Origin of the sequence: Streptomyces olivaceoviridis (assembly GCF_014650115.1) — a bacterium.
GTDB lineage: Bacteria > Actinomycetota > Actinomycetes > Streptomycetales > Streptomycetaceae > Streptomyces > Streptomyces olivaceoviridis.
Genome location: NZ_BMUI01000006.1, coordinates 164,731 through 182,278, shown reverse-complemented (window position 1 = coordinate 182,278; position 17,548 = coordinate 164,731). Strand labels below are relative to the sequence as shown.

At 71.0% G+C, this 17,548-nt stretch carries 11 protein-coding genes; 8 read left to right on the top strand and 3 right to left on the bottom strand.

Features of this window, described 5'->3' with window-relative positions:
- The first annotated feature begins 6 nt into the window (after nt 1–6).
- Nucleotides 7–3,033, top strand: a complete 3,027-nt coding sequence (uvrA, locus tag IE273_RS14140; RefSeq protein ID WP_189815515.1) for an excinuclease ABC subunit UvrA — start codon at nt 7–9, stop codon at nt 3,031–3,033.
- A gap of 159 nt (nt 3,034–3,192) precedes the next feature.
- Here uvrA and IE273_RS14135 read toward each other — a convergent pair whose 3' ends face one another.
- Complete coding sequence (locus tag IE273_RS14135) at nt 3,193–4,113, bottom strand: carbohydrate kinase family protein (RefSeq protein WP_189815514.1); 921 nt, start codon at nt 4,111–4,113, stop codon at nt 3,193–3,195.
- Complete coding sequence (locus IE273_RS14130) at nt 4,110–5,237, bottom strand: LacI family DNA-binding transcriptional regulator (RefSeq protein ID WP_189815513.1); 1,128 nt, start codon at nt 5,235–5,237, stop codon at nt 4,110–4,112. The genes IE273_RS14135 and IE273_RS14130 overlap by 4 nt, the downstream gene beginning before the upstream one ends.
- 307 nt (nt 5,238–5,544) lie before the next feature.
- Here IE273_RS14130 and IE273_RS14125 point away from each other — a divergent pair, with 307 nt between their 5' ends.
- Entirely contained in the window at nt 5,545–5,973 is a 429-nt protein-coding gene (locus IE273_RS14125) for a Rieske (2Fe-2S) protein (RefSeq protein ID WP_189815512.1), read from the top strand.
- Between the two features lie 69 nt (nt 5,974–6,042).
- On the opposite strand, the gene IE273_RS14120 is transcribed toward IE273_RS14125, so the two are convergent.
- Nucleotides 6,043–6,990, bottom strand: a complete 948-nt coding sequence (locus tag IE273_RS14120; protein WP_189815511.1) for a hypothetical protein — start codon at nt 6,988–6,990, stop codon at nt 6,043–6,045.
- A 675-nt stretch (nt 6,991–7,665) separates the two neighbouring features.
- Here IE273_RS14120 and uvrC point away from each other — a divergent pair.
- The 6 genes from uvrC (at nt 7,666) to gap (ending at nt 17,481) form a co-directional block, all read left to right on the top strand.
- The gene (gene uvrC / locus IE273_RS14115) at nt 7,666–9,972 is read left to right on the top strand and encodes an excinuclease ABC subunit UvrC (RefSeq protein ID WP_189815510.1); all 2,307 of its coding nucleotides are present in this window, start codon (nt 7,666–7,668) and stop codon (nt 9,970–9,972) included.
- Complete coding sequence (gene rapZ, locus IE273_RS14110) at nt 9,969–11,024, top strand: RNase adapter RapZ (RefSeq protein ID WP_189815509.1); 1,056 nt, start codon at nt 9,969–9,971, stop codon at nt 11,022–11,024. The genes uvrC and rapZ overlap by 4 nt, the downstream gene beginning before the upstream one ends.
- Nucleotides 11,021–12,088, top strand: coding sequence for a gluconeogenesis factor YvcK family protein (locus tag IE273_RS14105; protein ID WP_189815508.1), 1,068 nt, complete (start codon nt 11,021–11,023; stop codon nt 12,086–12,088). The genes rapZ and IE273_RS14105 overlap by 4 nt, the downstream gene beginning before the upstream one ends.
- Nucleotides 12,079–13,068 carry a DNA-binding protein WhiA gene (gene whiA / locus IE273_RS14100; protein WP_189815507.1) on the top strand — a complete coding sequence of 330 codons (990 nt, stop codon included), beginning with the start codon at nt 12,079–12,081 and terminating at the stop codon, nt 13,066–13,068. The genes IE273_RS14105 and whiA overlap by 10 nt, the downstream gene beginning before the upstream one ends.
- A gap of 152 nt (nt 13,069–13,220) precedes the next feature.
- Complete coding sequence (locus IE273_RS14095; protein WP_189815506.1) at nt 13,221–16,175, top strand: M14 family metallopeptidase; 2,955 nt, start codon at nt 13,221–13,223, stop codon at nt 16,173–16,175.
- 298 nt (nt 16,176–16,473) lie between these two features.
- Nucleotides 16,474–17,481: a type I glyceraldehyde-3-phosphate dehydrogenase gene (gene gap, locus IE273_RS14090; protein ID WP_189815505.1), complete on the top strand. Its 1,008-nt coding sequence runs from the start codon at nt 16,474–16,476 to the stop codon at nt 17,479–17,481.
- Nucleotides 17,482–17,548 lie beyond the last annotated feature (67 nt).

The window sequence follows — 17,548 nt, the reverse complement described above, 5'->3', positions numbered from 1 at the left end:
ACCGGCGTGGCCGACCGTCTCATCGTCCGTGGCGCGCGCGAGCACAACCTGAAGAATGTCTCGCTCGACCTGCCACGTGACTCGCTCATCGTCTTCACGGGCCTGTCCGGGTCGGGCAAGTCCTCCCTGGCCTTCGACACGATCTTCGCGGAGGGCCAGCGCCGTTACGTGGAGTCGCTCTCCTCGTACGCACGGCAGTTCCTCGGCCAGATGGACAAGCCCGACGTCGACTTCATCGAGGGCCTCTCCCCGGCGGTCTCCATCGACCAGAAGTCGACCTCGCGCAACCCGCGCTCGACGGTCGGCACGATCACCGAGGTCTACGACTACCTGCGTCTGCTCTTCGCGCGCATCGGCAAGCCGCACTGCCCCGAGTGCGGCCGCCCGATCTCGCGCCAGTCGCCGCAGGCCATCGTGGACAAGGTCCTGGAGCTGCCCGAGGGGAGCCGCTTCCAGGTACTGTCCCCGCTGGTGCGCGAGCGCAAGGGCGAGTTCGTCGACCTCTTCGCAGACCTCCAGACCAAGGGCTACTCCCGCGCGCGCGTGGACGGCCAGACCGTCCAGCTGTCCGAGGCGCCGGTCCTGAAGAAGCAGGAGAAGCACACCATCGAGGTGGTCGTGGACCGCCTCACCGTGAAGGACTCCGCCAAGCGCCGCCTCACCGACTCCGTGGAGACCGCCCTCGGCCTGTCCGGCGGCATGGTCGTGCTCGACTTCGTGGACCTCCCCGAGGACGACCCCGAGCGCGAGCGCATGTACTCGGAGCACCTGTACTGCCCGTACGACGACCTGTCCTTCGAGGAGCTGGAGCCCCGCTCCTTCTCCTTCAACTCGCCCTTCGGCGCCTGTCCGGAGTGCACCGGCATCGGCACGCGCATGGAGGTCGACCCGGAGCTGATCGTCCCGGACGAGGACAAGTCCCTGGACGAGGGCGCCATCCACCCGTGGTCGCACGGCCACACCAAGGACTACTTCGGCCGCCTGATCGGCGCCCTGGCCGACGCCCTCGGCTTCCGCACGGACATCCCCTTCGCGGGCCTGCCCCAGCGGGCCAAGAAGGCCCTGCTCTACGGCCACAAGACCCAGATCGAGGTGCGCTACCGCAACCGGTACGGCCGTGAGCGGGTCTACACCACCCCCTTCGAGGGCGCGGTGCCCTTCGTCAAGCGCCGCCACAGCGAGGCCGAGAGCGACGCCAGCCGCGAGCGCTTCGAGGGCTACATGCGCGAGGTGCCCTGCCCCTCCTGCGAGGGCACGCGTCTGAAGCCGATCGTCCTCGCGGTCACGATCATGGGGAAGTCGATCGCCGAGGTCTCCGCGATGTCGATCAGCGACTGCGCGGACTTCCTGGGCGAGCTGAAGCTGAACGCCCGCGACAAGAAGATCGCCGAGCGGGTTCTGAAGGAGGTCAACGAGCGGCTCCGCTTCCTGGTCGACGTCGGCCTGGACTACCTCTCCCTCAACCGCGCGGCCGGCACCCTCTCCGGCGGCGAGGCCCAGCGCATCCGCCTCGCCACCCAGATCGGCTCCGGCCTCGTCGGCGTGCTGTACGTCCTGGACGAGCCGTCCATCGGCCTGCACCAGCGGGACAACCACCGTCTGATCGAGACCCTGGTCCGCTTGCGCGACATGGGCAACACGCTCATCGTGGTGGAGCACGACGAGGACACCATCAAGGTCGCCGACTGGATCGTGGACATCGGCCCCGGCGCCGGTGAGCACGGCGGCAAGGTCGTGCACAGCGGCTCCGTGAAGGAACTGCTCGCCAACACCGAGTCGCAGACCGGCGCGTACCTCTCGGGCCGCAAGTCGATCCCGCTCCCGGACGTACGGCGCCCCCGCGACCCCTCCCGGCGGCTCACCGTGCACGGCGCCCGTGAGAACAACCTCCAGGACATCGACGTGTCCTTCCCGCTGGGTGTCTTCACGGCCGTCACCGGCGTCTCCGGGTCCGGCAAGTCGACCCTGGTCAACGACATCCTCTACACGCACCTGGCGCGCGAGCTGAACGGCGCGCGGACCGTCCCCGGACGGCACACGCGCGTGGACGGCGACGACCTGGTCGACAAGGTCGTGCACGTCGACCAGTCACCGATCGGCCGCACCCCGCGGTCCAACCCGGCGACGTACACCGGTGTCTTCGACCACATCCGCAAGCTGTTCGCCGAGACCACCGAGGCGAAGGTCCGTGGCTACCAGCCCGGACGCTTCTCCTTCAACGTCAAGGGCGGCCGCTGCGAGAACTGCGCGGGCGACGGCACCATCAAGATCGAGATGAACTTCCTCCCGGACGTCTACGTCCCGTGCGAGGTCTGCCACGGCGCCCGGTACAACCGGGAGACCCTGGAGGTCCACTACAAGGGCAAGTCCATCGCCGAGGTGCTGAACATGCCGATCGAGGAGGCCATGCACTTCTTCGAGGCGGTCCCGGCGATCTCCCGTCACCTCAGGACGCTGAACGACGTCGGCCTCGGTTACGTCCGCCTCGGCCAGTCCGCCACCACCCTCTCCGGTGGTGAGGCGCAGCGCGTCAAGCTCGCCAGCGAACTGCAGAAGCGGTCCACCGGACGCACGGTCTACGTTCTGGACGAGCCGACCACGGGTCTGCACTTCGAGGACATCAGCAAGCTGCTGACGGTGCTCGGCGGACTGGTCGACAAGGGCAACACGGTCATCGTCATCGAGCACAACCTCGACGTGATCAAGACCGCCGACTGGGTCGTGGACATGGGTCCGGAGGGCGGCGCCGGCGGTGGCCTGGTGGTCGCCGAGGGCACGCCGGAGGAGGTCGCCGGGGTTCCGGCGAGCCACACGGGCAAGTTCCTGCGCGAGATCCTCGGCGCCGACCGCATCAGTGACGCCGAGCCGGTCAAGGCACAGCGGGGCGGCACGGCACGGAAGACGGCCGCGGCCAAGTCGTCGACGAGGAAGACGGTGACGGCCAAGGCCAACAACACCGCGACCAAGAAGGCGGCCACGGCCACGAAGACGGCGACGCCCGCGAAGAAGACGACGCGGGCCCGTAAGGCCTGAGCCGTCTGACACACCATCGAAAATACGGCGCCCCGCGGGAACTTCCCGCGGGGCGCCGTTCGTTCCACCATCAGCCAGCCCGGTCCGGCGGTCCGACAGGTCCCCGCCACACCGCAGGCCCGGCCGTACCTTGTCAACAGCACAGGGAAAGCAGACCGCTCACAGCGCGGCCGAACCGCCCAGCTCCGCCGCGTACGGCGGCTCGGCCCCCGCCCGCGAGCAGGTGATCGCCGCCGCCCGTGCCGCGAAGCGCAGCAGCCGTGTCCAGCCCTCCGTCCCGAGGGCGGCGAGCGCTTCCGCGGACAGCGCGTCCCGGGCGGCCAGCCCGTGCAGCAAGGCCGCGTTCACCGTGTCACCGGCGCCGATGGTGTCCACGACATCGACCTTCTCACCCGGCACGGAATGCTCCCCACCGTCCCGGGTGAACACGGTCAGACCGTCGCCGCCCCGCGTGACCACCACGGCCGCCGGTCCCGCGGCCAGCCACTCGCTCGGGGTGCCGCCGAGCCACGCCGCGTCCTCCGCGGACAGCTTCAGCAGCGTCACCGAGGGCAGCCAGCTCTTGAAGCGTGCCCGGTAGGCGTCCGCGTCCGGGATGAGTCCCGCCCGGATGTTGGGATCCAGGGCGGTGAACAGCCCCTGCCCGGCCGCGGTCCGCATCAGCTCCTCGTAGGCGCTCGCCCCCGGTTCCAGGACGAGCGAACAGGTGCCGAAGGACACCGCGCGCGTACCGGCGGGGAGCGCGGCCGAGGCCGTGAACAGTCGGTCGGCGGTGCCGTCGACATAGAAGGAGTAGGCGGCCGAACCGGCGGCGTCGAGCGTGGCCACGGCGAGGGTCGTCGGTTCCGGTCCCCGCTGGACGCCGGACACATCGACGCCGGCCCGCCGCAGCCCGTCGAGCAGGGCCTCGCCGAAAGCGTCGTCCGACGTCCGGGAGTGGAAGGCGGTGCGGGAGCCGAGCCGGCCCAGCGCCACGGCGGTGTTGTACGGGCCGCCGCCGAGCGCCGGCTTCAGGTCCGCGAGGGCACCGGGGCCCTGCGGAACCAGGTCGATCAGTGCCTCACCGGCGACGACGATCACGAGGCGGTTCCCTTCTCGGCAAGCGTGGATGATGCGGTGACCCCAGCGCGGCTGCCCGGCTCCTCCGGGCAGCCGCAGGACGTGCGGTGGACGAACGCACACGGCAGCCGGACCGTCCGGGCCGGCCGGTCCGGCTCGGCCAGACGGTCCAGGAGCACCCGGACGGCACGGGCGCCCAACTCCCGGCTGGGCTGGGCGATGGCGGTCAGCCGGGGCGAGAACAGGTCGGCCCAGGCGAAGTCGTCGAAGCAGCACAGAGCGAGGTCGTCCGGAACGGACCGGCCGTGCCGGCGCAGCGCGCGCAGCGCGCCGATGGTCATCGCGTTGTTGGCGGTGACGAGTGCGGTGGGCGGATCGGGCAGGGCGAGCAGGTCGGCCGTGGCCCGTTCGGCCCCGGCGGACTCGGAGTTGCCGGACACGAGGAGACGCTCGTCGTATGCCAGACCGGCCGCGATGAGGCCCTCCCGGTAGCCGGAGACGCGCTCGCTGGTGGTACTGAGCCCGGGCAGGCCCGCGACCAGGGCGATCCGGCGGTGCCCCAGCCCGGCGAGATGGGTCACGAGCAGGGCCGTCGGCGCGGCGCTCTCGGCACAGACCTGGTCGAAGCACGGGGTGCTCGGCGAAGCGGCGGCACCATCCGCACCGTCGCCCGGTGAACTGTCCTCCGTCGCGCGGGCGTCGACCAGCCGGTCCAGGAATACCGTCGGTACGGCGTGGCGGCGCAGGTAGCCGACGAGGTCGCTCGGCTCGGCGGACGGGGCGACGATCATGCCGTCCACCCGGCGCTCATGGAGGAGCTGCACGACCTTGCGCTCGTGCCGGGGGTCGTCATGCGGATCGGCGATGAGCAGGCTGTAGCCCGCCTCCAGGGCAGCCGTCTCGACGCCTTGCAAGATCTCCGTGAAGTACGGGTTGCTGATGGCCGACACCGCAAGCCCGATGGAACGGGTGCGCGAGGTCACCAGGGAACGGGCCAGGGTGTTCGGGGTGTAGCCGAGGGCGTCCACGGCGTCGAGCACGGCCTGGCGGGTGTGGGGGAGCACCGGACGCGTGCCGTTGAGCACGTGGGAAACGGTCGCCACGGAGACCCCGGCACTACGGGCGACATCCGCCATGGTGGCCATGCGCGCTCCCTTCCCCGAGGCTGCCGTTCGGTCGGCGTCGGCCCCCGGTCTTCTCAGCTTCCGGCCGGACGCTACCTCATGCGCCCGCCTCCCGTAAACGCTTACGTAAGCGTTTACGTTCCTGGGTGCCTCCTCCCTCCACACCGCTGGACTGACCTCGACGCCCTTCGGGCGGACATCCGGCCCCGCCCCCTGCCAGAGCGGCCCCGCTCCCGGACCGCCGTCTGTCAGGGCGGCCCCCGCCGCCAGACCGCCCCCCTGCCCGGGTATCGTCGCCCTGCACACCCCTTGACCAGTGGAGTTCCAGATGCCCGCCCGCTCCTCCGCGACCCGCCGTACTGTCCTTCGAGGGGCCGCCGCGGCCCCGGTCGCCGGGCTCGGCCTGGCCGCGTGCTCGGCCCCGGACGGCAGTGGTTCCGCCGCTGCCGCCCCCACCACACCGGTCGACCTCGGCGCCGAGAACGAGGTCGCGAAGGGCGGGGCCAAGCTCTACCGGGATCACAACGTGGTGGTCAGCCGTGCCGAGGACGGCACCCTGAAGGCGTACAGCACGATCTGCACGCACGCCGGGTGCCCCATCAACAAGCTGCGGGGGACGACCCTGATCTGCCCCTGTCACGGCAGCGAGTTCGATGCCGTGACGGGCAAGGTGGTCCAGGCGCCGGCCACCGAGCCCCTGACCGAGCTGTCGGTGAAGGCCGCGAAGGGCAGGATCGTCGCCGGTCCCGCGGACTGACCGAAGAGCCGCGGGCCGACGGGAGCGGGGGGCGGACGGCCGGCTCAGCGTGCGGACGTGGGGGTGAGCTCACTCCCAGTCCCAGGCGATCCCCAGGACACCCGGCCGGATCCGGGGCTCGACCAGGTGGGCACAGTGGTGCGGACTGGTCACGGGCAGCTCCTGCCGGCCGCTGCGCGGGGCCGCGGCCGAGTGCTGGGCGAAGCGGTGGCAGCGCACCGGCAGCGCGGCCGTGTCGAAGCGCACCTGGAGCGCGTACTGGCCGCCGGGGAAGCCGAACCGCTGGAGATACTCGCGGGACGTCCCGGCCGTGCCGTCCTCGATGCCGTACCGGAAGAGGAAGGTGTCGCCGGCGCGCAGCCGGGTGCCGAAGAGCAACTCGGCGACGAGGACGCCGGTGTCCTGGTCCCAGCGGAGGCGACCGGTGCGGCAGTTCTCCAGGGCGTGCACGGTGACACGGCGCGGGTCGCAGCCGAGGTCGCCGTGGTGGAGGGCGACGAAGCGGTCGACGCCGTCGCGGTGGGCCCGCACGATGTGGTGGGCTTCGCGGCTCACCAGCTCGCGGCGGGCGCCGATCCGGACGCGCTCGTGGTGCCCCACGGTGTGCAGCCCGCCGTCCAGGGACCAGCCGAGGTCGGCGGTGAGCCGGTCCACGACGCCCGAGGCCTCGATCAGGGAGCGGTAGGAGCGGCCCGCCGGACGGTCGGCCGTCGCCCGCTCGTCGGACTCGGCGAGCAGCCGGATCAGCGACTCGTCCGGTAGCTGGAGGATCTCCTCCAGCGCGCGTACGGCCCGCAGCGACTCCGGGCGCTGCGGGCGGCGAGCACCTTGCTGCCAGTAACTCAGGCTGGTGACGCCGACCTTGACCCCGTGGCGTGACAGATGGTGCTGGACGCGCTGGAGCGGCAGTCCGCGTGCGGCGATCGCGGCGCGCAGCGCCACATGGAAGGGGCCGCCGCGCAGGGCCGTGTCCAGTTCCGCGGTGGGGACGTCCGCGTGCTCTGTGGCATGCCGCATGCCGAGGGGCCTTTCTGTGAGGTGTCGCTACGGCTGGTCAGACCGTCTGTGCGGGTGTGCGGGGCCACCCCCGTGGGCACCGCGGGCGTGCCTGGCTGGGCATGCCGCGCCGGCCCGTACGCATGTGTGCAGGGCCCCGAGTTCCCCCGCATTGAAGCGTGTTGACCAGAACCCGACAACACCTGGGACCCGGCCGTTCCGGACGACTGGCCGGCTCCTGTCGTTCCGCTGCCGGTGGGCGGGGTAGGTGGGCGGGGGCGGGGGGAGTGGCCGCCTGCCTCATCCAGGGCTTGGCCGGAGGGACGACGCCGGGAGGGACGTCACCGGCATGGCGGGAAGGTGACTGACGGCCGGGCCGAGGGGCGTGGAGGTCGCCAGAAGGAGCGGTGTGGAGGACGTCAGGAGAGGGCGTCCGTGCCCCGGTCTCCGGTCCGCTCCTCTTGACCCGGACCGTGCCCCGTCTCCTCTCCTACCGCCCTACGGCCCTACCACCCTCGTACCGCTCACCCCAGCGCGTGCCCCATGGCCAGGAGACCCCGCAAGCCCCCGAGAGAGACCGCCGGCCGGCCGCAGGCCGGAAGGGGTGCCGCGGGGCCGCCGCGCGGACGCCGTCCGGGTGTGGGCGTTGTCCACAGGCCCGACGCGGTGTCGGTGCTCGCCAGTAGGGTGTGAGACATGGCCGACCCCTCCAGCTACCGCCCCAGGCCGGGAGACATCCCGGACTCTCCGGGGGTGTACAGGTTCCGTGACGAGCACCGCCGGGTGATCTACGTCGGAAAGGCGAAGAGCCTGCGCCAGCGCCTGGCGAACTACTTCCAGGACCTGGCGAACCTGCACCCGCGCACCCGGACGATGGTGACCACAGCAGCGTCCGTGGAGTGGACGGTGGTGTCCACGGAGGTCGAGGCGCTCCAGCTGGAGTACTCCTGGATCAAGGAGTACGACCCCCGGTTCAACGTCAAGTACCGGGACGACAAGAGCTACCCGTACCTCGCGGTCACGATGAACGAGCAGTTCCCGCGGGTCCAGGTGATGCGCGGTCACAAAAAGAAGGGCGTCCGCTACTTCGGGCCCTACGCGCACGCGTGGGCCATCCGGGACACCGTCGATCTGCTGCTGCGGGTCTTCCCGGTGCGCACCTGCTCGGCCGGCGTCTTCAAGAACGCCGCCCGCACCGGCCGGCCCTGCCTGCTCGGCTACATCGGCAAGTGTTCCGCCCCCTGTGTCGGCCGGATCACCCCCGAGGACCACCAGGAGCTGGCCGAGGAGTTCTGCGACTTCATGGCCGGCCGCACCGGCACCTACCTCCGCCGTCTGGAGAAGCAGATGATGGAGGCGGCCGAGGAGATGGAGTACGAGCGGGCGGCCCGCCTGCGGGACGACATCGGGGCCTTGAAGAAGGCCATGGAGAAGAACGCGGTCGTACTCGCCGACGCGACCGACGCCGACCTCATCGCCGTCGCCGAGGACGAGCTGGAGGCGGCTGTGCAGATCTTCCATGTGCGTGGCGGCCGGGTCCGCGGTCAGCGTGGCTGGGTGACCGACAAGGTCGAGGAGGTCACCACCGGCGCCCTGGTCGAGCACGCCTTGCAGCAGCTGTACGGCGAGGAGAGCGGGGACGCGGTCCCCAAGGAGGTGCTGGTCCCGGCCCTGCCCGAGCCGGTCGAGCCGGTCCAGGATTGGCTGACCGGCCGTCGCGGGTCGAACGTGTCGCTGCGCATCCCGCAGCGCGGCGACAAGAAGGCGCTCATGGAGACCGTGGAGCGCAACGCCCAGCAGGCCCTCGCGCTGCACAAGACCAAGCGCGCCTCCGACCTGACCACGCGCTCGCGTGCGCTGGAGGAGATCGCCGAGGCCCTCGACCTGGACAGCGCCCCGCTGCGGATCGAGTGCTACGACATCTCGCATCTCCAGGGTGACGACGTGGTCGCCTCCATGGTCGTCTTCGAGGACGGCTTGCAGCGCAAGAGCGAGTACCGGCGGTTCCAGATCAAGGGCTTCGCCGGGCAGGACGACGTCCGCTCCATGCACGAGGTGATCACCCGCCGCTTCAAGCGCTACCTCGCCGAGAAGGAGCGGACGGGGGAGTGGGCCGAAGGCTCCGGCACCGACGACTCCCCAGCCCAAGGCTCCGGTACCGACACCCCCCTGACCGGAGGCTCCGGCACCCCCGGCTCCCTCGCCGCAGGCTCCGGCACCCCCGCCCCCCTGACCGGAGGCTCCGGCACCCCCGCCCCCCTGACCGGAGGCTCCGGCACCCCCGCCCCCCTGACCGGAGGCTCCGGCACCCCCGCCCCCCTTGCCGGAGGCCCCGGCGCCAACGGCTCCCTCCCCGACGACGGTGCCGTGCTCGCCGACGCCGAGGTGATCGCCGATTCCCTCAAGGACGACGACGGCCGTCCCAAGAAGTTCGCCTACCCGCCCCAGCTCGTCGTGGTCGACGGTGGTCAGCCGCAGGTCGCGGCGGCCCGGCGCGCGCTGGACGAGCTGGGCATCGACGACATCGCCGTGTGCGGCCTCGCCAAGCGCCTGGAGGAGGTCTGGGTGCCCGGCGAGGACGACCCGGTGGTGCTGCCCCGCACCAGCGAGGGTCTCTATCTGCTCCAGCGCGTTCGCGACGAGGCGCACCGGTTCGCGATCACCTACCAGCGGACCAAGCGTGCCAAGCGTTTCCGCGCGGGCCCGCTGGACGACGTCCCCGGCCTCGGCGAGACCCGCAAACAGGCGCTCATCAAGCATTTCGGCTCGGTGAAGAAGCTGCGGTCCGCCACAATCGAGCAGATCCAGGAAGTGCCCGGGATAGGCCGGAAGACGGCCGAGACCATCGCCGTGGCTCTCGCCCAGGCGGCCCCGGCCGCTCCCGCCGTGAACACGGCGACCGGAGAGATCATTGAGGACGAGGAACCCGATACGACGGGGGGTTCCTCGGGGGAGCCCGTGACCGCGGGCGTCCCGGACGAACGACGGGGGCAGGAGACATGACCGAGTACGACGCAGAGCCCACAGCACAGCGAGATCAGGCGCACAGCGGCACGGGCGACGATGTCGCCCGGCACGACACCGGCCGGGACACCGCCCGGCCCGGCACCGACCAGGACACCGGTCAGGACACCGGTCAGGACAACGGAGCACAGGTGAGTACGGGCAGCGAAACAGCCGGGGTCCCCGAGGCGGCCATCCCCGAGCTGGTGATCATCTCCGGCATGTCCGGGGCCGGCCGGTCCACGGCGGCGAAGTGTCTGGAGGACCTCGGCTGGTTCGTCGTCGACAACCTCCCGCCCGCCCTCATCCCCACCATGGTGGAGCTGGGAGCCCGCTCCCAGGGCAACGTGGCGCGGATCGCGGTGGTCGTGGACGTGCGCGGCCGGCGCTTCTTCGACAACCTGCGCGAGTCCCTCGCCGACCTGGACACCCGGGGCGTCACCCGGCGGATCGTCTTCCTGGAGTCCTCCGACGAGGCCCTGGTCCGCCGCTTCGAGTCGGTGCGCCGCCCGCACCCGCTCCAGGGCGACGGACGCATCGTGGACGGCATCGCCGCCGAGCGGGAGCTGCTGCGCGAGCTGCGCGGCGACGCCGACCTGGTGATCGACACCTCCAGCCTCAACGTGCACGAGCTGCGCGCCAAGATGGACGCCCAGTTCGCCGGCGAGGAGGAGCCCGAGCTGCGGGCCACCGTGATGTCGTTCGGCTTCAAGTACGGCCTTCCGGTCGACGCCGATCTGGTCGCGGACATGCGGTTCCTGCCCAACCCGCACTGGGTCCCGGAGCTGCGTCCCTACACCGGCCTCAACGAGGAGGTCGCCGCCTATGTCTTCAACCAGCCCGGTGCGAAGGAGTTCCTCGACCGGTACGCCGAACTGCTGCGGCTCATCGCGGCCGGCTACCGGCGCGAGGGCAAGCGGTATGTGACCATCGCCATCGGCTGTACCGGCGGCAAGCACCGCTCGGTCGCGATGTCGGAGAAGCTCGCCGCGCGTCTCGCGGCCGAGGGCGTGGAGACGGTGGTCGTGCACCGGGACATGGGACGGGAATGACGGAACGTACACCGCGGCTGAGCAGGCTGCGCCGGATGGTGCCCGAGGCGCGCGCCGGCCGCTCGGCCGAGGCCCGCGGGGCGCGGCCCCGCCGGCGCGGCGCCCAGCCCAAGGTGGTCGCGCTCGGCGGCGGCATGGGTCTGTCCGCCTCGCTCGCCGCGCTGCGCCGGATCACCGGTGATCTCACCGCCGTCGTCACCGTGGCCGACGACGGCGGCTCCAGCGGGCGACTCCGGGACGAGCTGGGCGTGCTGCCGCCCGGCGACCTGCGCAAGGCGCTGGCCGCGCTGTGCGGGGACGACGACTGGGGCCAGACCTGGGCCCGGGTCATCCAGCACCGCTTCCAGTCCCAGGGCGAGCTGCACGAGCACGCGGTCGGCAACCTGCTGATCGTCGCCCTGTGGGAGCAGCTCGGCGACCATGTGCAGGCCCTCGACCTGGTCGGCAAGCTGCTCGGCGCACATGGGCGGGTGCTGCCCATGTCGGCCGTGCCGCTGGAGCTCCAGGCCCTGGTCAAGGGGCACGACCCGGAGCGCCCGGACGACGTGGACACGGTGCGCGGGCAGGCGACCGTGGCCCTGACGCCCGGCGAGGTGCAGTCGGTGCACCTCGTGCCCAACGACCCGCCCGCCGTCCCCGAGGCCGTGGCGGCGGTCCTGGACGCCGACTGGGTGGTGCTCGGCCCCGGTTCCTGGTTCTCCTCGGTCATCCCGCACCTGCTCGTCCCCGAGCTGCTGGACGCCCTCACCGAGACCAAGGCGCGCCGGGTGCTCTCGCTGAACCTGGCGCCGCAGCCGGGAGAAACCGAGGGCTTCTCCCCGCAGCGTCATTTGGAGGTTTTGGGGCGACACGCCCCTAAACTCGCCCTGGACGTGGTGCTGGCCGACGTGGCCGCCGTGCCCGACCGCGACTCGCTCACCGAGGCCGCCAAGCGGCTGGGAGCCGCGGTCGAGCTGGCCCCGGTGGCCCGGACCGACGGATCACCCCGGCACGATCCGGAGCTGTTGGCCGCCGCGTACGACCGTATTTTTCGGATGCATGGAAGGATCGGCCCATGGCGATGACGGCAGCGGTGAAGGACGAGATCTCCCGGCTACCCGTCACCCGGACCTGCTGCAGGAAGGCGGAGGTCTCCGCCATTCTGCGGTTCGCCGGAGGCCTCCACCTGGTGAGCGGGCGCATCGTGATCGAGGCGGAGCTGGACACCGCGATGGCGGCGCGCCGGCTCAAGCGGGACATCCTGGAGATCTTCGGGCACAGCTCCGAGCTGATCGTGATGGCGCCCGGCGGGCTGCGCCGCGGCTCGCGGTATGTCGTACGGGTCGTCGCGGGCGGTGACCAGCTGGCCCGGCAGACGGGTCTCGTGGACGGCCGGGGCCGCCCGATCCGCGGTCTGCCCCCGCAGGTGGTCTCGGGGGCCACCTGCGACGCGGAGGCGGCCTGGCGCGGTGCCTTCCTGGCGCACGGCTCGCTGACCGAGCCCGGCCGTTCCTCGTCGCTGGAGGTGACCTGCCCGGGCCCGGAGGCGGCGCTCGCGCTGGTCGGTGCCGCGCGCAGACTGTCGATCGCCGCGAAGGCCCGCGAGGTGCGCGGGGTGGACCGGGTGGTCGTCCGGGACGGTGACGCGATCGGTGCCCTGCTCACCCGGCTGGGCGCCCATGAGTCCGTGCTGGCCTGGGAGGAGCGCCGGATGCGCCGCGAGGTGCGGGCCACGGCCAACCGGCTCGCCAACTTCGACGACGCCAATCTGCGCCGTTCGGCCCGTGCCGCCGTGGCCGCCGGGGCCCGGGTCCAGCGCGCCCTGGAGATCCTGGGCGACGAGGTGCCCGAGCACCTGGCCGCGGCAGGGCGGCTGCGCATGGAGCACAAGCAGGCCTCCCTGGAGGAGCTGGGCGCGCTCGCCGATCCGCCGCTGACGAAGGACGCGGTCGCGGGCCGTATCCGCCGGCTGCTGGCGATGGCCGACAAGCGCGCCACCGACCTGGGCATCCCGGGCACGGAGGCCAACCTCACCGAGGAGCTGGCGGACAACCTCGCCGGCTGACCGGACGACGCGTCAATTAGCCGGTGCCGACGGCCGTTCGGGTGCTCGGCACCGGCTTTTGCGTGTCCTTGTGGTGCTCTTGACTCGATCATCAAGTGGCATGAGCCTGGCAACCTGTTCGTCGCTGTGGCGGACCACCGCTAGGGGGGTTCATGAGACACAGAGCGAGATCGGTCCTCGCTGTCGGCGCGTTTCTGATCGGCGGAGCGAGCCTCGCGCCCATCGCCCAGGCACAGAACGGAAGTCCGGCGCCGTCCGGGCCGGAAGAGGTCAAGGTCTACCGCGCCGAGGTCACCGGGCAGCAGGTACCCCTGCTGCTCAAGGCCGGTCAGGACGGCCATGAACTCGGTGAGCGGGTGGGCGCAGGCGGCAGGACCGAGGTCGAGGTCTACCTCACCGGCAAGCAGGCCGCGCGACTGCGCGAGCAGGGCGTCGACCTCACCGAGCACGCGCTCTCGGCCAAGGCGGAGGCCAGGGTCGAGGACGCCGCCCAGGGCGTGTTCCGCCCGTACAGCGGAAGCGGCGGGCTCAAGGAGGAGATCCTCCGGACCGCCCGGGCCCACCCCGGCCTCACCAAGGTCGAGTCCATCGGCCAGACCCTCGGCGGCCAGGACATCCTCGCGCTCAAACTGACCAGGAACGCGAAGAAGTCGAAGGACGGCTCCAGGCCCGCCGTGCTCTACATGTCCAACCAGCACGCGCGCGAGTGGATCACGCCGGAGATGACCCGGCGCCTGATGCACTACTACCTGGACCGCTACACGACCGACCGGCGCGTCAAGAAGATCGTCGACTCGACGGAGCTGTGGTTCGTCCTCTCGGCCAACCCGGACGGCTACGACTACACGTTCAAGGACTCCGGCACCCGCCTGTGGCGCAAGAACCTGCGGGACGTCAACGGCGACGGCGTCATCAGTACGGGCGACGGCGTCGACCTCAACCGCAACTTCCCCTACAAGTGGGGTTACGACGACGAGGGTTCGTCCCCCAACCCCACCAGCCAGACCTACCGCGGCGCGAGCCCCGGCTCCGAGCCCGAGACCAAGGCCCTCGACGCCTTCGAGAAGCGCGTCGGCTTCCGGTACGGCATCAACTACCACTCCGCCGCCGAACTCCTCCTCTACGGCGTCGGCTGGCAGGTGGCCACCCCGACCCCCGACGACGTCCTCTACAAGGCGCTCGCCGGCACCCCCGGCGACTCCGCCGTCCCGGGCTACCACCCGCAGGTCTCCTCGGAGCTGTACACCACCAACGGCGAGGCGGACGGCCACGCGTCGAACGTCAACGGGATGGCGATGTTCACCCCGGAGATGTCGACCTGTCAGACCGCGTCGGACCTCGACCCGGACGACGCCTGGAAGAGCCAGGACTGCCAGTCCGTCTTCAACTTCCCCGACGACGAGAAGCTGGTCCAGCAGGAGTTCGCCAAGAACATCCCGTTCGCGCTCTCCGTCGCCGAGACCGCCGTACACCCCGACAAGCCGGTCTCCTCGGTCGGTCTGAGCGCCGCCGACTTCACCCCGGCCGCGTTCTCGACGTCGTACTCCCGGGGCGCGGACCAGGAGGTCTCGGTCGTCGTCCGCAGGGCGGTCCGGGACAAGGAGCTCAAGTACCGCGTCAACGGCGGCCGTACGCGCGACCAGGCGCTGAAGCACTGGAGGGGCGGGCGGACGTACGGCGGTGAGGACAACCTCTACTTCGACGAGTACCGCGCGAAGGTGCGGGACGGCGAGCCGGGCGACAAGGTCGAGGTGTGGTTCACCGGCCGGACCAGGGGCGGGAAGAAGGTCTCCAGCACCCACTTCACCTACACGATCGCGAAGCGGCCGGCGGCCGACACCCTGGTGGTCGCCGAGGAGGGCACGGCCGCCGCACAGGCGCGGACGTACGTGGACGCGCTGAAGGGCGCCGGGCACCGGGCGCTGGTGTGGGACGTGGCCACGCAGGGCGCCCCGGACGCGCTCGGCGTGCTGAAGCACTTCCGGACGGTCGTGCACTACTCCGGCGCGGGCGGCCCCGCCAACGCCACCCAGCTCCGGCTGCGTGCCTACCTCAACGAGGGCGGCAGGCTGATCGAGGCCGGCGAGCTGGCCGGTGGCAGCGTCGACCTCGGCGACGGCACCCTGTCCGACGACTTCAGCCAGTACTACCTCGGCGCCTACAGCCGTACGTCGACCAAGGGGGCCAACGGTTTCACCGGCTCCGGCGCGCTCGACGGCTTCAGCGGCGCCCTCGGCGACGCGCCCGGCAACCCGCTCGACAAGGCCGGCACCTACGGCGTCACCTCCGACGAGCTGCCGGTCGCCACCTACCCGCAGTTCAAGAGCGCGGGCGCGGGCACCTTCGCCGGCACCGTCAACCCGTACGGGCCGTACACGGGTGCCTCGATGGCCGCCGCCGTGCACACCGACGACGCCTACAAGCGCCTCACCCGCACCATCGACCTCACCGGGGTCGCCGCCGCCGACCAGCCCGCCCTGAGCACCCGGCTGCTGTGGGACACCGAGCGCGGCTACGACCACGCGGTGGTCGAGGCGCACACCGTCGGCGCCGACGACTGGACGACGCTGCCGGAGGCCGGAGGGGCCACGAAGGCGGCCGTGCCGGACGAGTGCGGGGCAGGCTTCCTGATCGGTGAGCACCCGTGGCTGAAGCACTACCTGACGCTCACCGGCAACACCTGCGCCGCGACCGGCACCACCGGTGCGTGGCACAGCCTCACCGGCAGCTCCGGCGGCTGGCAGCAGGCGGGCTTCGACCTGAGCGCGTACGCCGGGAGGTCCGTCGAGATCTCGATCAGTTACATCACCGACCCCGGCAGCGGCGGGCACGGTGTCCTCGCCGACGACGCCTCGCTGGTCGTCGGCGGCACGGCGCGGGAGACCGAGGGCTTCGAGTCGGACCTCGGCGCCTGGAAGGCGGCCGGACCACCCGTCGGCAGCCCGGCGGTGCTGAAGGACTGGACGCGCACCGGGACGCTGTTCCAGACGTACGGAGCGGTCACCACGGACGACACCGTGCTGCTCGGTTTCGGTCTGGAACAGGTGCCGTCGGCGGCCGATCGGACGGCTCTGCTGCGGAAGGCGTTCGACTCGCTCGACAGGTGAGCGGTACCCCCTCTCAACGGTGCGCGTAGAGGGGGTGCATCAAGTGAGCCGACCCGCTCACGAACGAGTGAAAACGACGTCGGAAGCGCCCCGCGTTCCGTACTAAATACGGGTGAATCCGCTGTCGATCCGAGGCGGTCCGTACCTCTACTGACTGGTACGGACCGCCTGCCCGTGTATGGGCCATCTCGATGTCACCTCGGGGCCCGCAGAGAGGTAGGGTCGGTGGTGGTCGGGGACATCCCAAACAGAGCTCGCCGGCACCGCATAGCCGGCGTACCAACGAGGAGATCGGTTCGTGACGATCCGCGTAGGCATCAACGGCTTCGGCCGCATCGGTCGTAACTACTTCCGCGCGCTGCTGGAGCAGGGAGCGGACATCGAGGTTGTGGCTGTCAACGACCTGGGTGACACGGCGACCACCGCGCACCTGCTCAAGTACGACACGATCCTGGGCCGCCTCAAGCAGGAGGTCTCCCACACCGCCGACACGATCACCGTCGACGGCCACACCATCAAGGTGCTGTCCGAGCGCAACCCGGCCGACATCCCGTGGGGCGAGCTGGGTGTCGACATCGTCATCGAGTCGACCGGCATCTTCACCAAGAAGGAAGACGCCGCGAAGCACATCGCCGGTGGCGCGAAGAAGGTCCTCATCTCGGCTCCGGCCAAGGACGAGGACATCACCATCGTGATGGGCGTCAACCAGGACAAGTACGACCCGGCGAACCACCACGTCATCTCCAACGCCTCCTGCACCACCAACTGTGTGGCGCCGATGGCGAAGGTCCTCGACGAGAACTTCGGCATCGTCAGGGGTCTGATGACCACGGTGCACGCGTACACGAACGACCAGCGCATCCTGGACTTCCCGCACAAGGACCTGCGCCGCGCCCGTGCCGCCGCCGAGAACATCATCCCGACCACCACCGGTGCCGCCAAGGCCACCGCCCTGGTCCTGCCGCAGCTCAAGGGCAAGCTGGACGGCATCGCCATGCGCGTCCCGGTCCCGACCGGCTCCGTCACCGACCTGGTCGTGGAGCTGGGCCGCGAGGTCACCAAGGAAGAGGTCAACGCCGCCTTCCAGAAGGCCGCCGAGGGTGAGCTCAAGGGCCTGCTCGACTACACCGAGGACCCGATCGTCTCCTCCGACATCGTCAACGCCCCGGCCTCCTGCACCTTCGACTCCTCCCTGACCATGGTCCAGGAGGGCAAGAACGTGAAGGTCATCGGCTGGTACGACAACGAGTGGGGCTACTCCAACCGCCTCGTCGACCTCACGGTCTTCGTCGGCAACCAGCTCTGATCGCCGAAGCAGGACCCCGAAGTGGGAGCAGGGCCCGTGCAGCGCACCGTCGCGCTGTCCGGGCCCT

Excerpts from the sequence above, each read along its gene's own strand:
- IE273_RS14130 (WP_189815513.1), bottom strand. The coding sequence starts at position 5,237 with ATGGCCACCATGGCGGATGTCGCCCGTAGTGCCGGGGTCTCCGTGGCG.
- IE273_RS14125 (WP_189815512.1), top strand. The coding sequence starts at position 5,545 with ATGCCCGCCCGCTCCTCCGCGACCCGCCGTACTGTCCTTCGAGGGGCC.
- IE273_RS14120 (WP_189815511.1), bottom strand. The coding sequence starts at position 6,990 with ATGCGGCATGCCACAGAGCACGCGGACGTCCCCACCGCGGAACTGGAC.
- uvrC (WP_189815510.1), top strand. The coding sequence starts at position 7,666 with ATGGCCGACCCCTCCAGCTACCGCCCCAGGCCGGGAGACATCCCGGAC.
- rapZ (WP_189815509.1), top strand. The coding sequence starts at position 9,969 with ATGACCGAGTACGACGCAGAGCCCACAGCACAGCGAGATCAGGCGCAC.
- IE273_RS14105 (WP_189815508.1), top strand. The coding sequence starts at position 11,021 with ATGACGGAACGTACACCGCGGCTGAGCAGGCTGCGCCGGATGGTGCCC.
- whiA (WP_189815507.1), top strand. The coding sequence starts at position 12,079 with ATGGCGATGACGGCAGCGGTGAAGGACGAGATCTCCCGGCTACCCGTC.
- IE273_RS14095 (WP_189815506.1), top strand. The coding sequence starts at position 13,221 with ATGAGACACAGAGCGAGATCGGTCCTCGCTGTCGGCGCGTTTCTGATC.